Origin of the sequence: Hyphomicrobium sp., from assembly GCF_035572195.1 — a bacterium.
GTDB lineage: Bacteria > Pseudomonadota > Alphaproteobacteria > Rhizobiales > Hyphomicrobiaceae > Hyphomicrobium_B.
Window position 1 is genome coordinate 15,499 of record NZ_DATNBA010000039.1, and the last position, 18,551, is coordinate 34,049.

The 18,551-nt window shown below is 59.6% G+C and carries 17 protein-coding genes and 1 pseudogene; 8 read left to right on the forward strand and 10 right to left on the reverse strand.

What is annotated here, in order from left to right:
- Nucleotides 1-9 precede the first annotated feature (9 nt).
- The 4 genes from thrS to VN623_RS03665 all read right to left on the reverse strand — a co-directional run bounded on the left by thrS (nt 10) and on the right by VN623_RS03665 (nt 3,904).
- Nucleotides 10-1,953, reverse strand: a complete 1,944-nt coding sequence (gene thrS / locus VN623_RS03650; protein ID WP_325568224.1) for a threonine--tRNA ligase — start codon at nt 1,951-1,953, stop codon at nt 10-12.
- 128 nt (nt 1,954-2,081) lie between these two features.
- Nucleotides 2,082-2,357 (reverse strand): membrane protein insertion efficiency factor YidD, encoded by a 276-nt coding sequence (gene yidD, locus VN623_RS03655; protein ID WP_325568226.1) that lies wholly within the window; start codon nt 2,355-2,357, stop codon nt 2,082-2,084.
- 99 nt (nt 2,358-2,456) lie between these two features.
- Nucleotides 2,457-3,149: a hypothetical protein gene (locus VN623_RS03660; RefSeq protein WP_325568228.1), complete on the reverse strand. Its 693-nt coding sequence runs from the start codon at nt 3,147-3,149 to the stop codon at nt 2,457-2,459.
- A 293-nt stretch (nt 3,150-3,442) separates the two neighbouring features.
- Nucleotides 3,443-3,904 carry an iron-sulfur cluster assembly scaffold protein gene (locus VN623_RS03665; RefSeq protein WP_325568230.1) on the reverse strand — a complete coding sequence of 154 codons (462 nt, stop codon included), beginning with the start codon at nt 3,902-3,904 and terminating at the stop codon, nt 3,443-3,445.
- Nucleotides 3,905-4,111: 207 nt separating this feature from the next.
- Here VN623_RS03665 and hisI point away from each other — a divergent pair, with 207 nt between their 5' ends.
- Together hisI and rssA are read left to right on the forward strand one after the other, a co-directional pair.
- The gene (gene hisI, locus VN623_RS03670) at nt 4,112-4,561 is read left to right on the forward strand and encodes a phosphoribosyl-AMP cyclohydrolase (RefSeq protein ID WP_325568232.1); all 450 of its coding nucleotides are present in this window, start codon (nt 4,112-4,114) and stop codon (nt 4,559-4,561) included.
- Between the two features lie 179 nt (nt 4,562-4,740).
- Nucleotides 4,741-5,754, forward strand: coding sequence for a patatin-like phospholipase RssA (gene rssA, locus VN623_RS03675; protein ID WP_325568234.1), 1,014 nt, complete (start codon nt 4,741-4,743; stop codon nt 5,752-5,754).
- Here the strand turns inward: rssA and VN623_RS03680 are convergent.
- Together VN623_RS03680 and VN623_RS03685 are read right to left on the reverse strand one after the other, a co-directional pair.
- Nucleotides 5,736-6,167 carry a CBS domain-containing protein gene (locus tag VN623_RS03680; protein WP_325568236.1) on the reverse strand — a complete coding sequence of 144 codons (432 nt, stop codon included), beginning with the start codon at nt 6,165-6,167 and terminating at the stop codon, nt 5,736-5,738. The two genes, rssA and VN623_RS03680, sit on opposite strands and share 19 nt — an antisense overlap.
- Nucleotides 6,168-6,360: 193 nt before the next feature.
- Nucleotides 6,361-7,089, reverse strand: a complete 729-nt coding sequence (locus VN623_RS03685; RefSeq protein ID WP_325568238.1) for a rhomboid family intramembrane serine protease — start codon at nt 7,087-7,089, stop codon at nt 6,361-6,363.
- A 265-nt stretch (nt 7,090-7,354) separates the two neighbouring features.
- On the opposite strand from VN623_RS03685, the gene VN623_RS03690 reads away from it, so the two are divergent.
- From VN623_RS03690 to VN623_RS03700, 3 genes are all read left to right on the forward strand, one after another.
- Nucleotides 7,355-7,987, forward strand: a complete 633-nt coding sequence (locus tag VN623_RS03690) for a PAS domain-containing protein (protein WP_325568240.1) — start codon at nt 7,355-7,357, stop codon at nt 7,985-7,987.
- A 194-nt stretch (nt 7,988-8,181) separates the two neighbouring features.
- Nucleotides 8,182-8,811: a PilZ domain-containing protein gene (locus VN623_RS03695; protein ID WP_325568242.1), complete on the forward strand. Its 630-nt coding sequence runs from the start codon at nt 8,182-8,184 to the stop codon at nt 8,809-8,811.
- 160 nt (nt 8,812-8,971) lie between these two features.
- The gene (locus tag VN623_RS03700; RefSeq protein WP_325568244.1) at nt 8,972-9,661 is read left to right on the forward strand and encodes a transglutaminase-like cysteine peptidase; all 690 of its coding nucleotides are present in this window, start codon (nt 8,972-8,974) and stop codon (nt 9,659-9,661) included.
- A 169-nt stretch (nt 9,662-9,830) separates the two neighbouring features.
- On the opposite strand, the gene VN623_RS03705 is transcribed toward VN623_RS03700, so the two are convergent.
- From VN623_RS03705 to cysE, 3 genes are read right to left on the reverse strand one after another with little or no spacing between them, the layout of a single operon-like run.
- Nucleotides 9,831-10,361 carry a gamma carbonic anhydrase family protein gene (locus VN623_RS03705; RefSeq protein ID WP_325568246.1) on the reverse strand — a complete coding sequence of 177 codons (531 nt, stop codon included), beginning with the start codon at nt 10,359-10,361 and terminating at the stop codon, nt 9,831-9,833.
- Nucleotides 10,362-10,374: 13 nt separating this feature from the next.
- The gene (locus VN623_RS03710; protein ID WP_325568248.1) at nt 10,375-10,590 is read right to left on the reverse strand and encodes a DUF3126 family protein; all 216 of its coding nucleotides are present in this window, start codon (nt 10,588-10,590) and stop codon (nt 10,375-10,377) included.
- Between the two features lie 21 nt (nt 10,591-10,611).
- Nucleotides 10,612-11,439: a serine O-acetyltransferase gene (gene cysE / locus VN623_RS03715; protein WP_325568250.1), complete on the reverse strand. Its 828-nt coding sequence runs from the start codon at nt 11,437-11,439 to the stop codon at nt 10,612-10,614.
- 224 nt (nt 11,440-11,663) lie between these two features.
- Here cysE and VN623_RS03720 point away from each other — a divergent pair, with 224 nt between their 5' ends.
- The 3 genes from VN623_RS03720 to VN623_RS03730 are packed head-to-tail and all read left to right on the forward strand — an operon-like array spanning nt 11,664 to nt 14,102.
- The gene (locus VN623_RS03720; RefSeq protein ID WP_325568251.1) at nt 11,664-12,464 is read left to right on the forward strand and encodes an enoyl-CoA hydratase; all 801 of its coding nucleotides are present in this window, start codon (nt 11,664-11,666) and stop codon (nt 12,462-12,464) included.
- 29 nt (nt 12,465-12,493) lie between these two features.
- The gene (locus tag VN623_RS03725) at nt 12,494-13,579 is read left to right on the forward strand and encodes a polysaccharide deacetylase family protein (protein ID WP_325568253.1); all 1,086 of its coding nucleotides are present in this window, start codon (nt 12,494-12,496) and stop codon (nt 13,577-13,579) included.
- Nucleotide 13,580: 1 nt separating this feature from the next.
- Nucleotides 13,581-14,102, forward strand: a complete 522-nt coding sequence (locus VN623_RS03730) for a GNAT family N-acetyltransferase (RefSeq protein WP_325568255.1) — start codon at nt 13,581-13,583, stop codon at nt 14,100-14,102.
- A gap of 672 nt (nt 14,103-14,774) precedes the next feature.
- On the opposite strand, the pseudogene metH reads toward VN623_RS03730, so the two are convergent.
- Nucleotides 14,775-18,542 (reverse strand): annotated as a pseudogene (metH, locus tag VN623_RS03735) (methionine synthase).
- Nucleotides 18,543-18,551: the final 9 nt, after the last annotated feature.

Consider the following 18,551-nt stretch of genomic DNA (forward strand, 5'->3'; position numbering starts at 1 on the left):
AAGTGGTTCTTATCGCAAATCCGGGGGCACGGCTTCGGTCGCGAGCGCCTTTAGCGCCTCCTCAAGTCCGAGCACCGTTTGATCTTGCGAGCCGAGGCGGCGCATCGAGACCTTATTCTCTTCGGCTTCGCGTTTGCCGACGACCAGGATGACCGGCACCTTTGCGAGGCTGTGCTCGCGCACCTTGTAGTTGATCTTCTCATTCCTGAGATCGGTTGAGACGCGCAGCCCCAAAGCCTTCGCCTTCTCAGCGACCTCGCTCGCATAATCGTTGGCATCCGATACGATCGGCGCGACGACGATCTGCAGCGGCGCCAGCCACAGCGGGAAATGCCCGGCGAAGTTCTCGATCAGGATGCCGGTGAAGCGTTCGAGCGAGCCGAACATCGCGCGGTGGATCATCACCGGCGTTTTCTTCTCGGAATGCTCGTCGATGTAGAACGCGCCGAGGCGGCCGGCGAGGTTGAAATCGACCTGCGTCGTGCCGCACTGCCACTCGCGCCCGATCGCGTCCTTCAGAACGTATTCGAGTTTTGGACCATAGAATGCGCCCTCGCCCGGATTGATCGAGGTTTTGATCTGCCCGTTCGAGCGCCGCTTCACTTCGCTCAACACGTCTGACAACGCCTTCTCGGCCTTGTCCCACAACTCATCAGCGCCGACGCGCTTTTCGGGACGGGTCGAGAGCTTGATGAAGACGTCTTCGAAGCCGAAGTCCTTGTAAATTGCGAGCATCAGATCGTTGATCTTGAGGCATTCATCCATGATCTGATCTTCGGTGAGGAAGATGTGCGCATCGTCCTGCGTGAAGTGGCGCACGCGTAGCAACCCATGCAGCGCGCCGGACGGTTCGTAGCGATGCACCTTGCCGAACTCGGCGATCCTCAGCGGCAGGTCGCGATAGCTTTTGAGGCCATGCTTATAAATCTGCACGTGACCGGGGCAGTTCATCGGCTTGCAGCAGAACACGCGCTCGTCCGGCAGCACGGTCGTAAACATGTTCTCGCCGTAGTTTTCCCAGTGCCCCGACAGCTCCCAGAAATGCTTCTCCATCATGTCAGGAGAATTGACTTCCTGGTAACCGGCGCGGTTCTGGGCGCGGCGCATATAGGCGATCAGAGTTTCAAACAGCGTCCAGCCCTTCGGGTGCCAGAATACGGAGCCCGGCGCCTCTTCCTGGAAATGGAAGAGATCCATCTCGCGGCCGAGTTTTCTGTGATCGCGTTTTTCGGCCTCTTCGAGCTGATGCAGGTAGGCTTTAAGCTCGTCCTCGGTCGTCCATGCGGTACCGTAGATGCGCTGCAGCTGCGGCTTCGTTGAATCGCCGCGCCAGTAGGCACCTGCGAACTTCATCAGTTTGAACGCTTTGCCGATCTGACCCGTCGACGTCATGTGCGGGCCGCGGCAGAGGTCGAGCCAATCGCCCTGCTTGTAGATCTTCAGCTCCTGGTCTTCGGGGATCGCGTCGACCAACTCGATCTTGAAATATTCGCCCTTGTCCTTGAAGAACTTCTTGGCCTTGTCGCGCGACCACACTTCCTTCGTGAAGGGCGCGTTGCGGGCGATGATCTCGCCCATCCTCTTTTCGATCTTGGCGATGTCTTCGGGCTCGAACGGCTGCTGCTTGGCAAAGTCGTAGTAGAAGCCGTTTTCGATGACGGGACCGATGGTCACCTGAGTGCCGGGCCACAGCGATTGCACGGCTTCCGCCATGACGTGCGCGGCGTCGTGCCGGATCAGCTCGAGCGCGGCGGGGTCAGTGCGCGCGACGAAATTGATCGACGCATCTTTGTTGATCGGATCGGAAAGATCGGCCAGGGCGCCATCGAGCTGCATGGCGACGGTGCGCTTTGCGAGCGAGGGCGAGATTGACTTTGCGACTTCGAGGCCTGTGGTCCCGGATTTTACCTTGCGCTCAGCGCCATCGGGAAACGTAAGGGTGACGTCGGTCATTCAAGCCTCCTTTGCTCACTCGCCGCAAACGAGCGCGGCGTAAGACGATTGGTGTCCGCTAATGCTTCGCGGCGGCCCTTAGTGTCAAGACGACTTATTTGCCGCGTGGCTGGCGGCGCAGGCCGTCATCATCGCCAGCGACCGTATCGCCAAGGGCGAAACGTGTGCCGGACAGAGCGGATATCCGGCACCGGATCGACCCCGTGCGTTCCTCCCGGGCCGCAGCGCGTAAAGCGCGATAAGGCGAGCCAGAAGCCGCGCCAGGCTCCGTTCAGTTCGATGGCTTGCAGTGCATAGTCCGAACACGTTGGCCAGTGGCGGCATTGACCGCCGACCAATGGCTTAAACGTGTAGCGGTAGACATGGATCGGCGCCTTGAAGAGCGCCTTTGCAACGCGGCTCATATCGACGCTTCTATACTCGAACTCGGACGCAAAAGTTGTCTGCAGCAATGCGCAATTGCGAGCTGCACCGCAAGGGCAACGTGGCGAGCGATTTCGCGGCTAGGGAGCGGCTGGCGGCGCAGGTGCCGGCGTTGACTCTGCAGGTGGTGTGGGCGCGGGTTCCGGTGTGTCGGGCGCAGGCGCTGGATTTGCGTCCGGCGGAGTTGTTGGCGCAGGCGCCGGCATCGCGGCGCTGGCCTTCGCAGCTTCGAGATCTTTTCGCGCCGTCTCGAGTTGGACTTTCAGGCTGTCGACCTCTCCGCGCAGGGCGCGTACGGCAGCTTCGGCGTCCGCCGTTGCCTTTTCAGAGATGGTCTTCGACTTGTTGGCTGCATCGAGCGCAGCGTTGAGTTTTGAAGCGTTATCGCCGGCGGCTGAAAGCTTCGTCTTCAGGTCCTCGATTTCCTTGCCCAACGCGGTCGATTTGGTTTCAAGTTCGGAGATCTTTGCCATTGCCGTCGACACGTCGGCCTTGCCTTCTTCGACCTGTCGAAGTGCATCCGACTGCGCCGTCTTCAGCCGATCGATTTCATCCTGTGACGCTTTGCGGGCACCGGCGGCGTCGTCCACCGCCTTTCTGAGCGACGCGGCTTCACCTTGCAGGGCTGCGAGTTCGCCTTCGGCAGAAGTTTTGCCCTGCACGCCGTAGATCGCCAATCCGGCAAGTACCACGATTGCGGCCCACTTCAGTGCATTCGTCGGCAGCGCGGCATCGTCGGCTGGCTTGGCGTTGCTGTTGTCGTCCGATGCCATCAAGTTCTTCTCCTATATGCTCAAGGTCGCAGTCGGCACCTAACGTCGTGCAGGGGTCGGCGCCGTTACCTCTGCAGACTGGAATACTAGGAGGCGATACGTACTTCCACTCCCACTTTTTCGCTCGCCGGTGCAGAGTGAGAGCTTGATGATACTTAACGAAGGCGCGGGGATTGCGTTGTTCTAATCGCGATTTGAATGCCGCCGCGGTTAACGCTCCTCACCGCTTCCGGTTCAATCCAGAGGTGGCCGTCGCAATGGATCCCGAAAAACTGCGGCGCAGGGTCCGAAGGCTAGCGGCCCGCCTCGATCGGGGTTTCGGTGCGGGCGGCGATGTCGTCCAGGGCCTTCTCGACGGCGTCGAACACGAGAAGGGTCGAGGCCTGACGCGCCTTATAGTTACGTACCGGCTCCAGCACCGCGAGGTCGCGCCAGCGCGCGGCGGGCGGCGGGCCCCCTTCTTTCAACATCGACCGCATCGTTTTCCCGACGAGGCGAAGCTCGTCCGGTGTCGAGCCGACGATCTCCCGGGCCATGACCGACGCCGCCGCCTGGCCCAAAAGGCAGGCTTTGACGGAGTGGCCGTAGTCGGTCACGCGACCGTCCCGCAGTGAAAGATCGACAGTAATCGTCGATCCGCAGAGTTTCGAATGTCCGGTGGCGGTAGCGTCAGGATGCGGCAGCCGGTCGGTGCGCGAAATGGCACCTGCCAGCTCGAGGATGCGCGTGTTGTAGATCTCATCGAGATCGGTCATGTGTTCCGGCGGTGCCTGGGCGATGGTGTCGAGTCTCGTCGACCCGGTTCGGGCATCGTATATAAGACGTGTCAGCAAGGAATGCGAGAACCAGGGCAGCATCCGGAAGAGTAGAACGAGCCTATGAAAGGGCTGTCTTTCTCGACCCAAGTCGCGACACTTTCTCTCACCGGGCGCCTCTCGGATTGAGCCATTTTTGAGATTCTGATGACCAACGACAACGAAGCATCGGCGCCGCTCGGCGCGGGCGAGACGATCGAAACGACGCTGAACTTCTCTCCGAGGTTCGGACGCGACGGGCTGATCCCTGCGATCGTCACCGATCTCCGGTCAGGCGACGTCCTTATGTTCGCCCACATGAACGACGCCGCGCTTAGCAAGACGCTGACGACCGGGGTTGCGCACTTCTGGAGCCGGTCGCGCGCCAAGCTCTGGATGAAAGGCGAAGAAAGCGGCAACCTCCTCAGGGTTGGCGAAATACGGACCGACTGCGACCAGGACGTCATTTGGCTGGCGGTCAACGTCGAAGGCGATGGAGTTGCGTGTCATACCGGGGAGCGATCCTGCTTCTACCGGCGCTTAGTCGGCGGTGCCGACCGCCCTGACCAGACCGCCCTCGAAATTGCTGCGCTGCCGCACCCCCGCAGCCGCGACTAGCATCCCAAAGCGACGCTTATTCAAGCGTTTGCCATTGCCGACGTTCATATCTTGATTACCTATTAGTAGTGGCCCCTTAATTCGCCAGCAGTACCATCGGCAGAGGTCTGGGACCTCGGGCGGCGGTTTCTGTGTTTACGTTCGGACACCGCAATCAGGAAAAGTCAGGGGTGCCAGTTATGGCAGGAATGACGGGCGTGAAAATCGGATTGGCACTCGGTGGCGGCGCGGCGCGCGGTTGGGCCCATATCGGCGTCCTGCAGGCCTTGCAGAAGGCCGGTATCGAGCCCGACATTATTGCCGGGACATCAATCGGCGCGGTCGTCGGCGGCTGCTATGCGGCCGGTCATCTCGACAATCTCGAAGTGTGGGCCCGCGAACTGACGCCGAAGCGCATCTTCGGTTATCTCGATTTCAACCTCGCCGGAACGGGCCTGATCAGTGGTCAGCGTCTCTGCGACCGGCTCGAGCAGCACCTCGGCGATCGCAATATCGAAGATTTGAAGACGCGGTTCACGGCGGTCGCGACGGAGGTCGGCACAGGCCACGAGCACTGGCTATCGCGCGGACGGCTCGTCGATGCGGTGCGTGCCTCGTATGCGCTCCCCGGAGTCTTCAAGCCCGTCAAAATCAATGGCCGGTGGCTCTTCGACGGTGCCCTCGTCAACCCCATTCCCGTATCCGTGTGCCGGGCGCTCGGAGCGCGCTACGTCATCGCGGTCAATTTGAATTTCGACATTCTGGGTCGCGGCAGCGTGATCTCAACGCCGGAAGCCTTCTACGCCGACGAGGACGATCAACTGCATCCGGCCGTCGACGAGACGAAACAAGAAAAGAGAGGCGTCCGCGCACTTCTTCACCGCCAGTTCTTTGGCCGTGGCGACGGAGCACCCGGAATTTCAACCGTTATGGTCGATGCCTTCAATATCGTCCAGGATCGCATCGCCCGCTCGCGGCTGGCTGGCGACCCGCCCGATGCGATGATCTCTCCGAGGCTTCAGGACATCGGACTCTTCGACTTCCATCGTGCCGAAGAAGCAATCCGGCGCGGTGCCAATGCCGTCGAGAGACAACTTGACGACATGGTTCGCGAACTCGAAACGCGCCACACGAAGCGGCCGCAAGGCCAACTCGAGCGCGCCCGCGCCCAAGCCGGCATTCTCGCAGACGCGTTTCAGCCGGTCGCCAAATAGCCGCGCATCGCCGTCACTTCGAGTTCGACCTCGGCGGTGTGATGTTTGACGACATCGCCGATCGAGATGATGCCGACAAGGGCGCCATCCTCGATGACCGGAAGATGCCGGAACCGGCCGTTGGTCATCATTTCCATGATTTCATCGATCGTGCTGGCGCTGCTGCATGACACGACATTGCGGGTCATGCCTTCACTCGCGGGCATCGCCAAAGCTTGCGCGCCGTGCTCGGCAACGAGGCGAATGATGTCGCGCTCGGAGATGATGCCATCGACTTTTCCATTGTCGCCGACAATGACGATGGCGCCGATTTTCCGATGTGACAGCCTCGAAGCAATCTCGTGAATGGAATCATTGTGCCGCGCAGTCATTACGCTGCGGCCCTTTGATTTGAGGATTTGTTCAATAATCACGGGTTCAGTCTCCGTTCTTGAGCACGTAGGGCCGAACCGAAGATCGCGTGGTACGCTTGCGCGTCGCACGAAGGTTCCCGCAAGCCTGTCCTCTGTTCTGCCGGCGCTACGCTGCGCTTTCTCTTCCTAATTTCGTCGGCTCTCGCGACGAACTGAGAGAAGGCTGAGGCAATTTCCGCACGATTGCAAGGTGTCAATCAACTTCGATGGAATTAGGTGAACCATTTTGCACTGCAGTATCGAATGCAGAAAACGCGAGGAGCCCGAATAGATATCCGCCGACGTGCGCTTGCCATGCGATCGTTCCCGATGCTCCGAATTTGCCGAAGCCGAACGTCGTCAAGAGATTGATGCCGATGAACACGAGCGAGAAGAACACGATGCGCCGGTCTGTCAAAGCCCTGATGAGTGAAACACGCGGAATAGCGGCCGGGTTCTGACGCAGTAAATATCCTTCCCCGCGATCGATGGCATTGAACAGGAAACGCATGACGCCGCCCATCATCGCTGATACGGCGCCCGACGCTCCGATGACCGGAGCCGCAAGACCGGGATTGAGTGCAAGGAAGAGAAGCGCGCCGGCTATCCCGCCAGAAATCGAGAAGGTCAGAAAACGCAGGCTGCCGATGCGCATGCAGAGGACCGAGCCGAAGGCGAGGAGCCAGAGCGAATTAAAAGCAAGATGGATGAGTTCGGCATGAACCGCCATGTGCGTCACAAACGATGTAAAGACGGCGGGTTCGCCGCCGGGCAACTGTGCCGCTAGCCCGGAGTAGCGCGCAGGGATGAAGGCAAGAGCAAGAACCCACCATGTGAATTCATCCTCCGTCATCAATGACAGCGCGACGTGAACTGCGATCAGTACGGCAAGAACTGCCAAAACCCCTGCGGGCACATTGAAAATCGGTTCTCGGTCTTCCACGTCGCCCCACTTTGATCTGATCGGCTCAATTTAGCGGTCCTGCCGGACCCGTCGTTGTTAACGGCGAGGCCAGCAGCCGGCAACCGGCGTCGTACAATACCGCGCTGGCAATCCCGCGCTGGGTTCCTTGTTCCCGATGGCATGAACGATGCTTTTTCAACGACATCTCCGGCCCGTCATCAGTGGCGTGTGCCGGAATGAAACGGGTCGGCCCTCATACGAGGGCGTCCGCCAAGCAATGCATTCGAGGCCGGGCATCGCCAGTATGAGAGAAGCTGTCAGTCAGTCGCTGTTTACATACTGGAACGGACTAAGGCGCGATCGCCTAGCGCCGAAGCGCTTCGAGATCGAGCCATCGTGCATTGCGGGCTATCTGCCCGACACCTTCATCCTCGAGCGTGTCGATCCCGCGACGGCGCGATTCCGGCTCGCCGGCACGCGCATCTCGGAGGCGTTCGGCGCCGAGTTCCGCGGTACCAATCTCTTCGATCTTTTCGATGAGCAGGACGGGGAACTATTGCAGCGGCAGATCGCGGCGGTCACGTCGCAAGGCGCCGTCGGCCTGTTCCTGATCAGCGCCGATAATGGCAGCGGCCTATCGACGACGTTCGAAGTCCTTCTGCTGCCGCTCACTCATACGCGCGATACGGTCGACCGGTTTCTCGGATCGATTGCGCCTATCGAAAAGCCGGACTGGCTGGGCACGGTGCCGTTAACTCACCGCAAGATCCTGAGCCACTCTCTTGTCTGGCCGGAAGGACGGCCGCACGCCGTCATCGAGAATATGCACCGCCAGGCACCATTCCTGCCGACCATAAGGCAGGCGAAGATCGTGCGCTCGCACCGCCGCCAGTTCCGCGTCTACGAAGGCGGCCTGAACCGGCTTAACGACGAGTGAGGAGGCGCCCGCGAGGAGCTTATGCTCCCGGTATCCTGGTGTGGGTCCCTTAACCGGGGCCTGACGATTATGACCCGTCGGTTAGAGCTTCATTAAGAAGCTGGTCGGCATAGTCGACGGACAGCCGCTTCCCGAGAGTGTCTCGTGGACGACGGACCCAAGTTTTCACCGCCCGCAAGTCTCGAGGATCGGCGATGGCCGTGCACTCTACAATTCTCCGGGGAGCCCTGCAGCTGGCCGATGCGGCCAAGACGGGCGACATGCGCCGGCATCGCCGTTTGCCACTCGCCTTGCGGGGCCGTTTCATGCGGGCCGACCGCAATGAATACACCTGCGCGCTGAAGAACATTTCTGTCGGCGGAGCGGCGATCGTCACGCAACAGATCCCTGAGGCCGGCGAACGGGTCGTTGTCTATCTTGAACAAATCGGGGGCCTCGAAGGCACGGTCGCGCGAACCATGCCGGATGGCTTTGCCTTTGTTTTCAAAGTGACAGAGCACAAGCGGGAAAAGCTCGCGGCACAGATAATGTGGCTCGTGAACCGCGATGATTTTCCGGACGAGACCGAACGGTTGCACGAACGCGTGGGAACCCGCGGCCGGAGAACTACGTTGAAGGTCGAAGAAGGCGTCATTATCGACGTCGAATTGCTCGATCTTTCGGCATCAGGTGCATCGATTGGCACGCCGGCTCGGCCGCCTATCGGAAGCTTCGTCGTAGCCGGCAAGACCCGGGCGATCGTTCGGCGTCATCACGAACACGGCATTGGACTCCAGTTTCTCGCACTGCTTTCGCCGGAAGCGTTGCGTGAAAGTTTTCCCTAAACGATTTTGCGTTGGTCGTGTGATGCCTAAAATTGCCCGCCGAGTTGCCAAATTCATCCAGTTAAATTTTTATCGACCTTTAGTACGAATGCAGCAGCGGGCATTCATGCTAAAGGTAAGTCTCTCGCGTAAAGTATCGTACCGTGTTCGAGGGCGTATCATGAAGTACGGTAGCGTAAGCGTAGCCACTGGCGTGGCTGTGGCGTGTCTCGCTGCGGCGATTCCGGCTGCAGCACAGCAAGTGGCAATGATTAATCCGGCGACCCGCGCTCCGGAATTCATGCGTATTTATGGCAGTTCGCAGCCCCCGTACGGGTTCGTGCGCTTCTGCGAAAGAGATCCCCAGGAGTGCCTTCCGACGCTAGCGAGCGATGCGCGCTTTGAAGCGACGCCCGAGCGGCTAAGCGATCTCGACGAGCTGAACCGTGCCGTCAATCACGAGATTGAACCGGCGACGGACATGGAGATATATGGCGTCGCTGAGTACTGGACGCTGCCCACGACGCGAGGTGATTGCGAAGATTACGCGCTGCTGAAGCGCCATCGCCTTATCGCCCGTGGTTGGCCGTCGGCCGCCCTTCTGATGACCGTCGTACGTGACGAAAAGAACGAGGGACACGCGGTGCTCACTGCGCGCACTACGCAAGGCGATTTCATCCTCGACAACAAGATCGACGTCGTGCGGCTGTGGAACCAGACGCCGTATCACTACGTGATGCGCCAGTCATATTTGAATCCGAAAGTCTGGGTATCTCTCGATCCAACCGATGCGACGACACCCGCCGCCATTGCCGGCGTTCAGTCGACGTCGCCAGCCGGCCCTTATGATGGCCTGGAGGCCATCCCGTAAATTGAATACCTCGTAATTAGCCTTGCAGGCCAGGATCGTACCCAACCGTTCCCAATGCTGTCCGAGCCTGTTTCACGGGCCGGGTGCTCTCCCCAGGCACCCCGGCCCGCTTTTTTACCAAGACCGCGCCGATCCGAGGCTTCGGCGTCGCGCTTCGTGCGGCTGGATTTCAGGTCTGAGGGACGAGACCGGCAGCGTAGCGTTTCCAGTTCGCAACGTACCGCTTAGCGGCGCCGCCGAAGCGCGCGACTTCGTCGTCGTTGAGTTGGCGGACGATCTTTCCCGGCGATCCCATCACCATCGAACGCGCCGGAATGTCCTTGCCTTCCGGGATCAGCGTGTTGGCGCCGATCACGCATTCCTCGCCGATCTTTGCGCCGTTCAGAATGATCGATCCGATGCCGATCAGGCTGCCGCGGCCGATCGTGCAGCCATGCAGCATGACCATATGTCCGACGGTGCAATCGGCGCCGATGGTCAGTGGAAAGCCCGGGTCGGTATGCAGCACCGAACCGTCTTGTACGTTCGAGCGCTCTCCGACGGCGATTAGCTCGTTATCGCCGCGTAGTACCGCGCCGAACCAGATGCTGGCCTCGTGTTCGAGTTTTACTTTGCCAAGCAGGACGGCATTCGGCGCGACCCAGAACTGGCCGCTGGCGGGCGTTACCACGCCGACGCCATCAAGGTTGTAGAGGGCCATCAATGCCTCGGACTTAAACGCCCTCTAGGTCCATATCCAGAATGGCCATTTGGAACTGATACGAGGTCTCGCCGTCCTCGACCTCGCGGTAGAGCGTCGCGACGAACTCATCGTTGATGAAGACCTCGGCCATGTCGTCTTTTTTCGGCTGCGCGCGCACTTCAAGATTCTGCGCGCCGAACGTCTTGCGCAGATAGGCCTGCACCCGAACGAGCTCTTCTTTCTTCAATTTAGCTACTCCTGATGAATCTTAGAGGCCGCCGAAATTGTCGACCCAGCCCTGCTCCATCGAAAGGGCAGGCTCTGCGCAGCCGGCGCTGCCGACGATCTTGGCAGGTACGCCCGCAACGGTGACGTGAGCCGGAACGTCCGATAGCACGACCGAGCCGGCGGCGATGCGCGAGCATTCGCCAACCTTAATATTACCAAGCACCTTGGCTCCTGCTCCGATCAGCACATTGTCACCGATTTTCGGATGCCGGTCGCCCTTCTCCTTGCCGCTGCCGCCGAGCGTCACCGCATGCAGGAACGAGCAATTGTCGCCGACCGAAGCCGTCTCGCCGACAACCAGGCCCGTCGCGTGATCAAGCATGATGCCTTTGCCGAAATGCGCGGCGGGGTGGATATCGACTCCGAACATGCGCGACGACTGGCTTTGCAGATAGAGCGCGAAGTCGCGGCGTCCGCGCTTCCATAGCGCGTGCGCGAACCGATGCGTTACGAGGGCGTGAAAGCCCTTGAAGTAAAGAAGCGGGTCGAGAAATCGCGTGCATGCGGGGTCGCGGTCGTAGACGGCTCCGAGGTCGGCGCGGAAAATCGCTCCAAGGTCAGCATCTCCGTCCAGCACACTCTGGAACGTCTGCGAGATAAGGCCGGCGTCGACGTCGGTATGGTTGAGCCTTTGGGCAAGCCGGTGGCACACGGCTTCTTCGAGCATCTGGTGGTTCAGCACGGTCGCGAAGATGAAGCTGCCGAGAGCAGGCTCGGCTTTCATGGCGTCTTGCGCCTCGGAACGTATTTGCGCCCAGATCGGGTCCACGACCTGGATCTTGGGTGTTGCTGTTTTGGTGTTCGACACGTGAAGGCCTCTTATTGCAGGTGGGCATATGCAGCGCCGCGCCCCGGCCCACCGCCTTAAGGAATTATCGACAGGCGATTAACAATGCCAGGCACCGCGGTCAATTGGCTATCGCCTAAGATGATAGCACTTTGGAGCGCCGCGTGCATCTGCCGCCCCGGCCGCATAATTGCCGAGCGTCCATTTGCGACTTAAATGGCCAAAACAAATGAGAGGTGTTCGGAATGCCTGAAGCAAAGGGCGGCGGCCCGGCGTTGCGCTACACCAAGGACGGCGCGATCGCCTGGATTGCGGCCGACAATCCGGCACGGATGAATGCGCTTACGGCGTCCATGTGGCAGGCAATCCCCGATGCCATTTCTGCCGCGACGTCCGATTCCGGCGTGCGCGTCGTTGTCCTGCGCGGCGCGGGCGACAAGGCTTTCTCGGCGGGAGCCGATATTTCAGAATTCGAAAACGCGCGAACGGGTGACGCAGCCAAAGTCTACGATGCGTTGAACGATGCGGCGTTCAATGCGTTGATCGATTGTCCGAAACCGACCATCGCGATGATCCACGGATTTTGTCTCGGTGGTGGCCTCGGACTGGCGCTTTGTTGCGACATGAGGATTGCCGACGAGACGAGCCAGTTTGCCATTCCGGCCGTCAAGCTCGGCATCGGCTACAATGCACGATGGGTTCGCCCTATCCTCGCCGCCGTTCCGATGGCGCGAGCCAAGGAGCTGCTGTTTACCGGGAGGCGCTTTCGTTCGGCCGATGCCGAGGCGATGGGGCTCGTTTCGCAGCTCGTTCCGAAGGCGGAGCTTGAAGCAACCGTCAGGGCGCTGGCGCTCGAGATAGCGGAGAATGCACCGTTGTCCGTTGCCGCCGCGAAGCGCGTGATCGATGAGATTTCGCGTCATCCGGAAAATCCGGATACGGAAGCGCTCGATGCGGCGGTCGGAGCATGTTTTGCGAGTCAAGACTACGCGGAGGGCCGCCGGGCCTTCCTCGAAAAGCGTAAGCCGGTGTTTACAGGCAAATGAAGCAGTGTTTTAAATTTTTAAAGTTGGCGATGGTCGCGGCTACCTTTGCAGTCGAGAGCGCGCCCTCGGCTTCAGCGGGCGATGCGGCGCTGTTGAATGCCTGCTTCTCGCCTCAGGCGCTGGCCGGTGTGGCGGGCGAGGAAGTGGCCCACAAGGGCATCCATATTTACGATGCTCCGGCAAAGATCGAAGGTTTTTCACCGGCGACGCCTGTTGTAAACAATCTTCGTGGTTCGATCCGGCGCGTCGATCTTCCGGCGGGCGAAAAGGTCATCGCCCTGACCTTCGATCTTTGTGAGCAGCGTGGCGAAATCGCCGGCTACGACGGTCGCGTGATCGACTATCTGCGCCAACAGGGCGTCAAGGCGACGTTCTTTGCCGGTGGCAAGTGGATGGCATCGCATCGGGAGCGCACCGAGCAGCTTATGCTCGATCCGCTGTTCGAAATCGGCAATCACACAGAGACGCATCGTAATCTCCGGCTCACGACGCCAGAAGTTGCGCGCCAGGAGATTCTTGCGCCACAGAAAATCTATGAAGACACGCGCGCGCATCTCGCGATGAACCAGTGTGTTGCATCGCCGGATACCTCGATGAGCCAGATACCTGCTCAGCCGAAGCTCTTTCGCTTTCCTTATGGCGCCTGCAACGACGCGACACTAAAGACCGTCAATGACGCCGGAATGCTCGCGATCCAATGGGATGTCGCGACGGGCGATCCCGACCCGCACGTCTCGGCGACCGCGATCGCCAATGCGATGGTGCACCAGGCGAAATCCGGGTCGATTGTCGTCGGGCACGCCAACGGGCGCGGCTGGCACACGTCCGAAGCCTTGCCGATCGCCATTCCGAAGCTCAAAGCGGAGGGCTACAAGTTCGTGACGGTCAGCGAATTAATGACCCTCGGCAAGCCGGTCATCGTATCGGAATGCTACGATCGAAAGCCTGGCGACACGAAGCGCTATGATTTTTTGTCGGGCCTGCAGCATCCACTCAATCCTGGTTCGCAGAACGCGGCCAAACTCGCGTCGGCGCCGATATCGATTTCCAAAAGCACCAGGAACCGCGTCGCGGCGCGCAGCAAAATTCCTAAATCGGCCGGCGTCAGAAACTGACATGACCGATGCGATCGCCAAAGCCGCTCAAGTGCCGAATGTCAGATTCATAGAGATGACATCAACGGGCGCGGAAAAGCTGGGCGCAGAGTTTGCCGCGATCGATCCCTGGGCTCGGTACGCTTACTCGGCGGCGGCGCTGACGACGTATCTCGGAACTGACGAGAGCGATGCGCCGCGTTTCGAAATAGTCGTCGATGACGAACTCGCCGGCGCTATCGGCGTGCGACGGAGCTGGCTGCGCGGACCCTATCTGCAATTTCTCGGCATCCTCCCGGTCTTTCAGCGTCGCGGCATCGGAAGGGTGGCGCTCGATTGGTTCGAAGGCGAAGCGCGGGCGGCGCAAGCGCAAAATCTGTGGGTTGCGGCGTCGGACTTCAATACGCGCGCGTTGGCCTTCTACGAGCGCAGCGGATTTAGGCGGGTCGCAACGCTCGAGGATTTCGTCGTCGACAACAGCGCGGAAATCCTGCTGCGCAAACGCCTGACCGGCGCTCCACTTCTGGGCTCCGCAAGCAGATAACGTGCCAAATTTGAGCGCGCGACGTTCAACTTTGTTGCCCGTTCAATTCGCGCCTGCCTATGCGAGCAAGTTATGCAAGGAAAAAATTTTAGGCTGTTTTGTGCGGTGCATTCGGCGTTTGAGAGCATTGTTGGACCAGCGCACGATCTGCGGTCTTCACTTTTATTCTCTCGAAGCGCCTGTAAAAGCGGGCGTCTTTTACGTGTGTTACGGGAAATTTCCGAGACGTGCGGAACTCGCGCATTCTACTCGGGTTCATCTCCTCATCGATGCAGCGGGGTTCAATCGATCGCTCCGTACAAAAATCTCTCTGCATCGCAAAATGCTTTTCGCTTGTCATCGATGCGGACTGCTGCCTAGCCTTGGTTACGCTTCGATGAAGAAGCGAAACGGAATCCAAGACCTCTCGTTCGGTGAGGTGGGACATGAATATGCAAGTAAGACTTAATGCCTTTGCTGCATTTCTGTCGTTTGGGTTCGTGATCGCGGTCGTACTCGGAATTCTCTGAGACGGTCGTCCGGGAGGAACGCCTGAAAAAGTAATCCCGCATCAAACGCTCCAAGGAGCCAACGAGACGGGCAACTTTTTTCTGGTAAATCTGGCGCGAGCCAAACGACAATGGGCGCGGTACCTCATAGGTCCCGCGCCTTTTTTGATGCTTGTCTCGGAGCCTACGCGGCTGCAGTCGCCGTTTGCCTGACGGGATCGTAGTTCAGAACCGGAGCCAGCCAGCGCTCGGTTTCCGAAACCGAGAGGCCCTTGCGGCGCGCGTAGTCTTCTACCTGATCGCGCTCGATCTTGCCGACGCCGAAGTAATGGCTATCGGGATGCGCGTAATAGAGACCCGACACGGCGGCGCCCGGCCACATCGCAAAGCTCTCAGTCAGCATAATGCCTGCGGTCTTCTCGATATCCATCAGCTTCCAAAGCGTCGCCTTCTCCGTGTGATCGGGCTGCGCGGGATAACCGGGTGCTGGCCGGATGCCCTGATACTTTTCCAGGATCAGATCATCGTTCGTGAGTTTTTCGTTCTTCGCATAGCCCCACAACTCCTTGCGCACCTTCTGATGCATCGCTTCCGCGAAGGCTTCCGCCAAGCGATCGCACAGAGCCTTTGTCATGATGCGATTGTAGTCGTCCGTTTTCTTGATGTGCCGTTCGATCGCCTGCTCTTCACCGATGCCGCTCGTCACGGCAAAACCACCGATGTAGTCGGCAAGGCCGGTCTCCTTCGGCGCGATGAAGTCGGCGAGCGCCGTGTGCGCGCGATTGCGGGATGGATCGCGCGCAATCTGCTGACGCAGCGTATGGAGCATCGTGAGTTGCGATGTTCGCGTGTCGTCGCGATAGACTTCAATATCATCGCCGACGCTGTTCGCCGGCCAGAAGCCCACGACGCCGGATGCCGTCACCCACTTTTCGGCGACGATGCGTTTAAGAAGTTCCTGCGCGTCATCGAAGAGTTTTTTCGCCTCCGCCCCGACCTTATTGTCGGTCAGGATTTGAGGATAACGACCCGCGAGCTCCCAGGCCTGGAATAATGGTGTCCAATCGATATAGGGCACGAGGGACGCGAGGCTGAAACTCGGGAACGTCCGCGTGCCGAGGAAACTCGGCTTCACTGGAGTGAAGTTTTCCCAGTCGATCTTGAAGCGGTTGTCGCGCGCAGCATTCAACGTGATGCGCTGCTTCCTCGCTTCGTTGGCGACGTGTGCATTGCGGACTTTTTCGTAATCCGCCTTGGTGGCTGCAATGAAAGGCGGCTTCTCGGCTGGCGACAGTAGCTTCGAGACGACGCCTACGGCGCGGCTGGCATCAAGCACGTAGACGGTCTGACCGCGGTGATAGTTCGGGTTAATCTTGACGGCGGTGTGGACTTTGCTCGTCGTGGCACCACCGATCAACAGCGGGCACGAGAAACCTTCGCGCTCCATCTCGGCAGCGACGAAACACATTTCGTCGAGCGACGGCGTGATAAGGCCCGAAAGCCCGATCATGTCGACCTTCTCCCGTTTTGCGGTCTCGATGATCTTAGCAGCAGGCACCATCACGCCGAGGTCGATCACCTCGTAGTTGTTGCACTGGAGGACGACCCCGACGATGCTTTTGCCGATGTCGTGCACGTCACCCTTGACGGTCGCCATCAGAATTTTACCGGCTGCGGCCCGTTGATCGAGACCCGACAGCTTTTTCTCCGCTTCGAGGAAAGGTTGTAGATAGGCAACCGCCTGCTTCATCACGCGGGCACTCTTGACGACCTGCGGCAGGAACATTTTGCCGGCGCCGAAGAGGTCGCCGACGACGTTCATGCCAGCCATCAGTGGCCCCTCGATGACTTCGAGCGGTTTGTCCGCCTTGGCGCGCGCTTCTTCGGTGTCGGCTTCAATGAAGTCCGTGATGCCGTGGACGAGCGAGTGGGTTAGACGCTGTTCAACGGACGCCTCGCGCCAAGTGAGATCCTTCTCCTTGGCTTTGGCGGAGCTGCCGCCCTTGAACTTGGGCGCCGCTTCGAGAAGCCGATCCGTCGCGTCCGGACGGCGATTGAGGATAACGTCTTCGGCGAGTTCACGCAGCTCAGCGGGTATATCGTCATAAAGCGCCAACTGACCCGCATTGACGATTCCCATGTCCATGCCGGCCTGGATGGCATGATACAGAAAGACAGAGTGCATCGCCTGGCGCACGGGTTCGTTGCCGCGGAATGCGAACGACAGGTTCGAAACGCCGCCTGAGATATGCACCAACGGCATCTTCTGTTTGATCTGGCGCGCCGCCTCGATGTAGGCGATGCCGTAGTCGTTGTGCTCCTCCATGCCCGTTGCGATGGCGAAGATATTCGGATCGAAAATAATGTCCTCTGGCGGGAAGCCGATCTTTTCCGTCAGCAGCTTGTAGGCGCGCTCGCAAATCGAAACCTTGCGCTCAACCGTATCGGCCTGGCCCACCTCGTCGAAGGCCATCACGACTACGGCGGCTCCGTAGCGCAAAACCTTGCGAGCCTGTTCGAGGAACGGCCCCTCGCCTTCCTTCATGCTGATCGAGTTGACGATCGGCTTGCCCTGCAGGCATTTGAGGCCGGCCTCGATGACGGTCCATTTCGAGCTGTCGATCATCACCGGCACCCGGCTAATGTCGGGTTCCGACGAAATGAGATTGAGGAACGTCGCCATCGCCTTTTCGGAATCGAGCAGGCCTTCGTCCATGTTGACGTCGATGATCTGTGCGCCCGCCTCGACTTGCTGGCGCGCGACGGCGAGGGCACCGCTATAGTTGCCCTCCTCGATCAGCTTGCGGAACTTGGCGGAGCCCGTAACGTTCGTGCGCTCGCCTATGTTGATGAACGACTGCGCTGCATTGGTGGTGGTCATTGCTCTTATTCACCCGTGTACGAATGGTTCGAGGCCAGAGAGACGCAGTTTTGGTGCGTTCTTCGTAAGCTGACGTGGTTTGTGGTCCTTGGCGTGGTTAGCGATGTGCGCGATGTGGTCTGGCGTAGATCCGCAGCAGCCGCCGACAATGTTGATCAATCCATCAGCAAGCCACGGTTCGATCTTGCAGGCCATGTCATGTGGGTTTTCATCATATTCGCCCATGGCGTTCGGCAGGCCCGCATTCGGATAAGCCGAAATGCGCGTGTCCGCTATGTGGGCGAGTTCGGCGATGTAAGGCCGCATCAGCTCGGCACCGAGCGCGCAATTCAATCCGATCGAAAACGGCCGCAGATGACGCATCGAATACCAGAAAGCTTCCGCCGTCTGGCCCGACAAAGTCCGCCCCGAGCGATCCGTGATCGTGCCTGAAATCATGATCGGCAGCTCGATGTCCTTTTCCTCGAAGACCTCGAGTGTCGCGAAGCCCGCGGCTTTGGCGTTGAGCGTGTCGAAAATGGTTTCGATCAGGATGATGTCGGCGCCGCCATCGATCAGCCCACGCACCTGCTCCTTGTAAGCGTCGCGCAGTTCGTCGAAGTTGACATTGCGGTAGCCGGGGTCGTTGACGTTTGGTGAAATCGACGCCGTGCGGTTCGTCGGACCGACGGCACCCGCAACGAAGCGCGGCTTCTCGGGCGTTTTAACGGTCCAGGCATCGGCAGCGCGGCGGGCGAGTTTTGCCGCGTCGACGTTCATCTCGTAAGCCAGGTCCTGCATGTGATAGTCGGCCATCGAGATGCGTTGCGCGTTGAACGTATTGGTCTCGATGATATCGGCGTTCGCGGCCAGATACTCGCCGTGGATTTCCTCGATGATCTCAGGCTGCGTCAACACGAGCAAATCGTTATTGCCCTTGACGTCCTTGGAGTGATCCGCAAAGCGCTGCCCGCGATAGTGGTCTTCGCCGAGTTTACGCTGCTGGATCATCGTGCCCATGGCGCCATCGATGATCAGAATACGTTCGTCCGCGGCCTTCTTAAGCGCGGCCCAGCTTGGCTTGCGTCTCATGTTACGCCT

What these genes read in the sequence shown, in the direction of transcription:
- thrS (WP_325568224.1), bottom strand. Translation starts at nt 1,953, where the DNA reads ATGACCGACGTCACCCTTACGTTTCCCGATGGCGCTGAGCGCAAGGTA.
- yidD (WP_325568226.1), bottom strand. Translation starts at nt 2,357, where the DNA reads ATGAGCCGCGTTGCAAAGGCGCTCTTCAAGGCGCCGATCCATGTCTAC.
- VN623_RS03660 (WP_325568228.1), bottom strand. Translation starts at nt 3,149, where the DNA reads ATGGCATCGGACGACAACAGCAACGCCAAGCCAGCCGACGATGCCGCG.
- VN623_RS03665 (WP_325568230.1), bottom strand. Translation starts at nt 3,904, where the DNA reads ATGACCGATCTCGATGAGATCTACAACACGCGCATCCTCGAGCTGGCA.
- hisI (WP_325568232.1), top strand. Translation starts at nt 4,112, where the DNA reads ATGACCAACGACAACGAAGCATCGGCGCCGCTCGGCGCGGGCGAGACG.
- rssA (WP_325568234.1), top strand. Translation starts at nt 4,741, where the DNA reads ATGGCAGGAATGACGGGCGTGAAAATCGGATTGGCACTCGGTGGCGGC.
- VN623_RS03690 (WP_325568240.1), top strand. Translation starts at nt 7,355, where the DNA reads ATGAGAGAAGCTGTCAGTCAGTCGCTGTTTACATACTGGAACGGACTA.
- VN623_RS03695 (WP_325568242.1), top strand. Translation starts at nt 8,182, where the DNA reads ATGGCCGTGCACTCTACAATTCTCCGGGGAGCCCTGCAGCTGGCCGAT.
- VN623_RS03700 (WP_325568244.1), top strand. Translation starts at nt 8,972, where the DNA reads ATGAAGTACGGTAGCGTAAGCGTAGCCACTGGCGTGGCTGTGGCGTGT.
- VN623_RS03705 (WP_325568246.1), bottom strand. Translation starts at nt 10,361, where the DNA reads ATGGCCCTCTACAACCTTGATGGCGTCGGCGTGGTAACGCCCGCCAGC.
- VN623_RS03720 (WP_325568251.1), top strand. Translation starts at nt 11,664, where the DNA reads ATGCCTGAAGCAAAGGGCGGCGGCCCGGCGTTGCGCTACACCAAGGAC.
- VN623_RS03725 (WP_325568253.1), top strand. Translation starts at nt 12,494, where the DNA reads ATGGTCGCGGCTACCTTTGCAGTCGAGAGCGCGCCCTCGGCTTCAGCG.
- VN623_RS03730 (WP_325568255.1), top strand. Translation starts at nt 13,581, where the DNA reads ATGACCGATGCGATCGCCAAAGCCGCTCAAGTGCCGAATGTCAGATTC.